General features: G+C 37.8%; 1 pseudogene. It reads left to right on the top strand.

The features are described from left to right. Positions 1-1,650 (top strand): annotated as a pseudogene (locus ACFSTE_RS14425) (hypothetical protein); the annotation flags it as partial.

Raw genomic sequence — 1,650 nt, 5'->3', positions numbered from 1 at the left:
GCATCCAGTAATGATATCTACATTGATCCGAATAACTCCAATACCTTATGGGTAGCCACCGATACGGGAGTTTATAAAACTACCAATGCAGGAACAAATTGGACGAAAACACTGAATGGCAACATCAAAGACATCAAACTAAAACCTGGAAACTCTAAGGTGATTTATGCTGTTACCAGTTCTAATTTTTACAAATCTACTGATGGAGGAAATACATTTAGTCAAAAACAGAGTGGCCTTCCTTCCCGATCAGGACGATTAGTGATTGATATTACTCCAGCTAACCCTGAGTATGTATATGTATTAAGTGCCAAAACAGGCTTCACTTTTCAAGGCCTATACAAATCGACAAACAGTGGAGAAAGCTTCACTAAAACGCAAGAAACTCAAAATATTTTTGAAGGAGATCAAGCATGGTATGATTTAGCTCTTGGAGTATCTGACAAAAACCCTGACATTGTTTTTGTAGGATGCATTAACATCTGGAAATCAACTAATGGAGGAAACAGATTTACCAAAATCAACAATTGGAGTTCCCCCAGACAAGCAACTTATACACATGCTGATATCCACTTTTTGAGATATTATAACGGAAAACTATTTTGTGGTAGTGATGGAGGAGTATACCTTTCTGAAAACGACGGAAGTAGTTTTAACAGTCTTACAAAAGGACTACAGATTAGTCAATTCTATAGAATATCTGTAGCTCAAAACAGTAGTGCTGATCGATTAGTTGGTGGTCTACAGGACAATGGAGGATATGCCCTCAACGGAACAGAATGGAATAATCATCATGGAGGAGATGGAATGGATTGTGCTGTAAGTGGTAATAATTCTGACACCTATTATAGTTTTACTCAATATGGAGGAACATTACATATAACGACCAACAGAGGAGTTACGCAGCGTCAAGTAGCAAGAGGACCAGAAAGAGGAAATTGGATTACTCCACTTGTCTCAGATAAAAATGGGGTATTATATGCTGGATATAGCAAATTCTACAAAGTGAGTAACAATTCCTTCCAAAAAGTGTCTAATTTTAACTTTGGTGGAAACTTAGATCATATAGAATTAGATCCTAACAATGCTAATAATATGTATGCGGCAAGAGGTAGAAATTTATATAAAAGTACGGACAAAGGAATTAATTGGAGTTCTATCCATACCTTCCAAACAAATATCTCTTCTGTAGAAGTTCATAATGACAATTCTAACATTATCTATGTAAGCACCAGTGGTTCTGGTAACGGAGGAGTTTTTAAGTCTACTAATCAGGGAACTAATTTTAGCAATATTGCAGGAGGTCTTCCTGGAGAAGCAAAATTGGTAGTACGCCACCAAAAAGGAACAGAAAATATCTATCTGGGAACTTACCTGGGGGTATATTACAAAAGTGGTAATAACAATTGGGTAAACTATTCTTCGAATCTGCCAACTATTTCTGTAAGAGACCTGGAGGTTAATTTAAAAGATCAGGTACTGATAGCCGCTACTTACGGTCGTGGTGTATGGAAAGTTCCTCTTGCCGGAGCATCCGGAGGAGATACACAAGCTCCAACTACTCCGACGGCTTTAGTCGCTTCTAATATCAGCAGCACTTCTCTTACATTATCATGGAATGCCGCTACAGACAATGTAGAAGTAACAGGA

Origin of the sequence: Aquimarina hainanensis (assembly GCF_042684685.1) — a bacterium.
GTDB classification, from domain to species: Bacteria; Bacteroidota; Bacteroidia; order Flavobacteriales; family Flavobacteriaceae; genus Aquimarina; species Aquimarina hainanensis.
The sequence above is the reverse complement of the archived record's forward strand: the minus strand, read 5'-3'. Positions and strand labels throughout refer to the sequence as shown.